Below are 5,336 nucleotides of genomic sequence, written 5' to 3' on the forward strand. Positions count from 1 at the left end.
CGAGATCCAGTTCGACGGCTTCGTCTACCCGGCCTTCGACCAGATCGTCTCCCAGCTCGCTCGCATGCACTCCCGCACGCGCGGCGCGGTGACGTTGCCGCTCACGATCCGGATTCCGGTCGGTGGCGGGATCGGTTCGGCTGAGCACCACTCCGACTCCCCCGAGGCCTACTTCGCGCACACGCCCGGACTGCGGGTCGTGTCGGTGGCGAGCCCCCAGGACGCGCACACGATGTTGCGTCAGGCGATCGCCTGCGACGACCCGGTGATCTTCTTCGAACCCAAGCGCCGGTATCACCTGAAGGGCGAGGTCGATGAGGATGCCGACCTCGCGACGGCACCCCCGTTCGGCCGGTCCCGGGTGCTCACCGTCGGCGACGATGTCACCGTCGTGACCTTCGGGTCGCTCGTACCGACGGCACTCGATGCCGCGATCGTCGCGGCCGACGAGGGGGTGTCGATCGAGGTCATCGACCTGAGGTCGCTGTCGCCCCTTGACCTCGAACCCGTCGACGCCTCGGTGCGCCGCACGGGTCGGCTCGTCATCGTGCACGAGGCCGCGCGCAGCGGCGGGTTGGGCGCCGAGATCGCCGCGGCCATCACCGAGCGCTGCTTCAACTATCTGGAGTCAGCTCCGGTGCGGGTGACCGGCCACGACATCCCGTACCCGCCGGCGAAACTCGAACGGCATCACGTGCCCGACCTCGACCGCATCCTGCACGCCGTCGAGCGCGTACTCGGCCGCACCGGCGCGGAGGTCGGGTCGTGACGAGCCGCGAGTTCCGGCTGCCGGACCTCGGCGAGGGGCTGACCGAGTCAGACATCGTCGCGTGGCGCATCGCCGAGGGCGACCACGTCGAACTCAACCAGATCATCGCGGAGGTCGAGACCGCGAAGGCGCTCGTCGAGCTGCCCGCACCGTGTGCGGGAGTCGTGACCGCGCTGCACGCGCGCGAAGGCGAGACGGTGAGCGTCGGCGCTCCGCTGGTGACCTTCGAGCTCGCCGACTCCGCAGAGGTGGGGGAGCCGGATGTCGACGAGCCCGCGCCGCCGAATCTGGTCGGGTACGGAGCAACCGCCGAGCATTCCGGGCGCCCGCAGCGGCGGTCCCGGGCGCGGGCGACGACCCCCACCACCCCGGCACGCGGCGCCGCCGACCGTCGGCCGGAACGCCAGCCCTCGACCCCGCCGGTGCGGGTGCTCGCGCGGCGGCTCGGCGTGGATCTCGAGTCCGTGACCGGCACGGGCGAGCACGGCCTGGTGACCCGCGAAGACGTCGAGGCCGCCGCCAGTTCGGCCGCGCCGAGACCCGTCGCTCCCCGCCCGAGCGCCGACACGCGCATCCCGATCACCGGGGTGCGCAAGCACACTGCTGCGGCGATGGTCGCGAGCGCGTTCACCGCCCCGCACGTGACCGAGTTCCTCACGATCGACGTCACCCCGACGATGGATCTGCTGACCCGGCTGCGCGAGCACCCGCTCGCCGAAGGCACCCGCGTCACCTTGCTCGCGCTGGTCGCCCACGCCGTCTGCGAGGCGCTCGGCCGGCATCCGTCGCTCAACAGCTCGTGGGATGAGGCCGCGCAAGAGATCGTGCAGCACGGCGTCGTGAACCTCGGCATCGCGGCGGCGACCGCGCGGGGGCTCATCGTGCCGAACATCCCGGATGCCGGCGCGCTCGGGCTGCTCGAGCTTGCCGAGCGTCTCACCGAACTGAAGACGGTCGCGCGCTCCGGCCGCACCCCCGTCGAGCGCCTGCGCGGCGGCACCTTCACGATCACCAACATCGGGGTCTTCGGCATCGACGCCGGAACGCCCATCATCAATCCTGGGGAGGCAGGCATCCTCGCTGTCGGCGCCGCGGTGCGCCGCCCGTGGGAGTACCGCGGAGAGATCGCGCTGCGCGAAGTACTCACCCTCAGCCTGTCGTTCGACCACCGGCTGGTCGACGGCGAGCAGGGCTCGCGGTTCCTCGCCGAGGTCGGAGCGCTGCTCGCCGAACCCGGGCTCGCCCTGTTGACGGGAGGAACGCGATGAGCGTCATCACGAGTGCGCACGACCCGTCGGCACCGGCATCCCGCGAGAACGACGCCGCGCAGCGGGCGCTCGCCGCCGAGCTGCGGGCGACCCTCGCGACGGCGGCCGAGGGCGGAACCGAGGCGGTGCGCGCCAAGCACGTCGCACGCGGCAAGCTGTTGCCCCGCGACCGAGTCGAGCGACTGCTGGATGAGGGCAGCCCGTTCCTCGAGATCGCGCCGCTGGCCGCACACGAGCTCTACGACGGCCCGACGCCCGGAGCCGGGGTCATCGCGGGCATCGGGATCGTCTCGGGCCGCCAGGTGATCGTCGTCTGCAACGACGCGACCGTGAAGGGCGGCACCTACCTGCCGGTGACGGTCAAGAAGCACCTGCGCGCCCAGGAGATCGCCCTCGAGAACCGGTTGCCGTGCATCTATCTCGTCGACTCGGGCGGGGCGTTCCTGCCGATGCAGGATGAGGTGTTCCCCGACCGCGACCATTTCGGACGCATCTTCTTCAACCAGGCGCGGCTCGCGGCCGACGGCATCCCGCAGATCGCCGCAGTGCTGGGCTCGTGTACCGCGGGCGGCGCCTACATGCCGGCGATGAGCGACGAGACCGTCATCGTGCGCAACCAGGGCACGATCTTCCTCGGCGGTCCGCCCCTCGTGAAGGCCGCGATCGGTGAGATCGTCAGCGCCGAAGAGCTCGGCGGCGGCGACCTGCACGCGAGGCGCTCGGGGGTCACCGACCACCTCGCCGAGAACGACGAGCACGCCCTCGAGATCGTGCGCGGCATCGTCGCGACCTTTCCCCCGACGCCCCCACCGGTGTGGGAGGTGCTCGAAGTCCTGGATCCCGTGGCCGACCCCGACGAGCTGTACGGGGTCGTTCCGGTCGACCCGCACGTCCCGTACGACGCGCGCGAGGTCATCGCTCGGCTCGTCGACGGCAGCGCGTTCCACGAGTTCAAGAAGGAGTACGGCGAGACCCTGGTGACCGGGTTCGCCCACATCCTCGGGCATCCGGTGGGGATTGTCGGCAACAACGGCGTCATGTTCAGCGCGTCGGCCCTGAAGGGCGCGCACTTCGTCGAACTCTGCGATCAGCGCGGCATCCCGCTGCTGTTCCTGCAGAACACCGCGGGATTCATGGTCGGCACCGACGCCGAAGCTGGAGGCATCGCGAAGGACGGCGCGAAGATGGTCACCGCCGTCTCGACCGCCCGCGTGCCGAAGCTCACCGTCATCATCGGCGGGTCGTTCGGGGCCGCCAACTACGCGATGTGCGGGCGCGCGTACTCGCCCCGCTTTCTCTGGTCGTGGCCCGCGAGCCGCATCTCGGTGATGGGCGGCGAGCAGGCCGCCTCGGTACTCGCGACCGTCAAGCGCGACCAGATCGAGTCGCGCGGCGAGGCGTGGTCAGCTGATGACGAGGTGGCGTTCCGGGCGCCCATCCGCGACGACTACGAGCGCGCAGGCAGCCCCTACTACACCACCGCGCGGCTGTGGGATGACGGCATCCTCGACCCCGTCGACACGCGCCGCGTGCTCGGTCTCGCCCTCGACGTCTGCTCGCGCACACCGCTACCCGAGCGGCGCTCCAGCATGTTCCGGATGTGAGCGCCATGCCTTCCCAGCCGCTTGCCCCTCCGCTCTTCGGCACGGTCCTCGTCGCGAACCGGGGCGAGATCGCCTGCCGCGTCATCGCCACGCTGCAGCGTCTCGGCGTCCGCTCGGCCGCCGTCTACAGCGACGCCGATGCGGGCGCGAAGCATGTGGCACTCGCCGACGTCGCCATGCGGATCGGCCCCGCCGCCGCGACGATGAGTTACCTCTCGATCGAGGCGATTCTGGATGCGGCCGCGCGGGTCGGTGCCGATGCGATCCACCCGGGCTACGGGTTCCTCTCCGAGAACGCGGAGTTCGCGCGGGCCTGCACTGCAGCGGGCATCGTCTTCGTCGGGCCACCACCGGCCGCAATCGAGGCGATGGGCGACAAGATCGCCGCGAAAGCCCTCGTCGCCGCGCGCGGTGTACCGGTCGTACCCGGCAGCTCGGGGTCGGGGCTCGACGATGCCGCCCTCACGGCCGCGGCCGCCGACGTCGGCTACCCGCTGCTCATCAAGCCCTCGGCTGGCGGTGGCGGCAAGGGGATGCAGGTGGTCGGCGCGGCCGAGGAGCTGCCCGCGGCGCTCGCCTCGGCCCGCCGCATCGCCGCCGCGTCATTCGGCGACGACACCCTGCTGCTTGAGCGGCTGATCGCGACCCCGCGGCACATCGAGGTGCAGGTGCTCGCCGACCGGCACGGCGCAGTGGTGCATCTCGGCGAGCGCGAGTGTTCGCTCCAGCGCCGACACCAGAAGGTCATCGAAGAGGCGCCGTCGCCGCTGCTCGACGCTACGACGCGGGCCCGCATCGGCGAGGCCGCCTGCGAGGTCGCCCGCAGCGTCGACTACGTGGGCGCCGGCACCGTCGAGTTTCTCGTCAGTGACGCCGACCCCGGCACCTTCTTCTTCATCGAGATGAACACCCGGCTGCAGGTCGAACACCCGGTGACCGAGATGGTGACGGGTCTCGACCTCGTCGAGCTGCAACTGCGCATCGCGGCGGGCGAGCCGCTTCCCTTCGCGCAATCGGATGTCGTGGTCACCGGGCACGCGATCGAAGCGCGGGTCTACGCCGAGTCGCCCGCGCGGGGCTTCCTGCCCGCGACCGGCACGGTGCTCGGCCTCGCCGAACCGACCGGTGCTGGGCTGCGCATCGACAGTTCGCTCATTCCCGAGCTCGTCGTGTCGGGCGACTACGACCCGATGCTCGCGAAGGCCATCGCCCACGGTGCAGATCGCGCCGAGGCGCTCGCCCGACTCGACGGCCTGCTGCGCGGGTTTGCGGTGCTCGGCGTCGAGACCAACATCGGCTACCTGCGCGACCTGCTCGCGGCTGCCGAGGTTCAAGCCGGGCGGCTCGACACCGGCCTCATCGACCGGCTCGGCGTTCCCGCCGCCCCGGAGCCGACCGAGGCCGACCTCGCCACTGCCGCACTCGCCGTGCATCGGGCCCGACCCGTCGCCCCGGGGCCTTGGGGCCTGCGCGACGGCTGGCGGGTCGGCGGGGCGGCCCGACCCGCAACCTACGGGATCGAGGTGGGCGGAAGCATCCGCGAGGTTGCCCTGGATGCTGGCCTCGCGGTTGACGCTCTCGTCGCTGTCGAGCGGGTACCCGGCGGACACGTCGTCTGGCTGCACCGCGACGGTCGAACGGTCGAGCTGCCCGTTCCGACGCGCGCCGAGCGACTCACCCGCGCCCTCGCCGTGA

At 71.5% G+C, this 5,336-nt stretch carries 4 protein-coding genes; all 4 read left to right on the forward strand.

All coding sequences use genetic code 11. The annotated features are described in order from the left end of the window. The coding region (locus RMO30_RS08520) for a transketolase C-terminal domain-containing protein (RefSeq protein WP_309711974.1) at positions 1-769 on the forward strand (769 nt) is incomplete at its 5' end. Further along, complete coding sequence (locus RMO30_RS08525; protein WP_309711977.1) at positions 766-2,037, forward strand: dihydrolipoamide acetyltransferase family protein; 1,272 nt, start codon at positions 766-768, stop codon at positions 2,035-2,037. The genes RMO30_RS08520 and RMO30_RS08525, both read left to right, overlap by 4 nt. Further along, positions 2,034-3,641, forward strand: coding sequence for a carboxyl transferase domain-containing protein (locus RMO30_RS08530; RefSeq protein WP_309711979.1), 1,608 nt, complete (start codon positions 2,034-2,036; stop codon positions 3,639-3,641). Before RMO30_RS08525 ends, RMO30_RS08530 begins: the two co-directional genes overlap by 4 nt. Positions 3,642-3,646: 5 nt before the next feature. Further along, the coding region (locus RMO30_RS08535; RefSeq protein ID WP_309711982.1) for a biotin carboxylase N-terminal domain-containing protein at positions 3,647-5,336 on the forward strand (1,690 nt) is incomplete at its 3' end.

Source organism: Pseudolysinimonas sp. (assembly GCF_031389465.1).
Classification (GTDB): Bacteria; Actinomycetota; Actinomycetes; order Actinomycetales; family Microbacteriaceae; genus Pseudolysinimonas_A.

Bases quoted from the DNA above. Each gene is read 5' to 3' on its own strand.
- RMO30_RS08530 (WP_309711979.1), top strand. From the start codon at position 2,034: ATGAGCGTCATCACGAGTGCGCACGACCCGTCGGCACCGGCATCCCGC.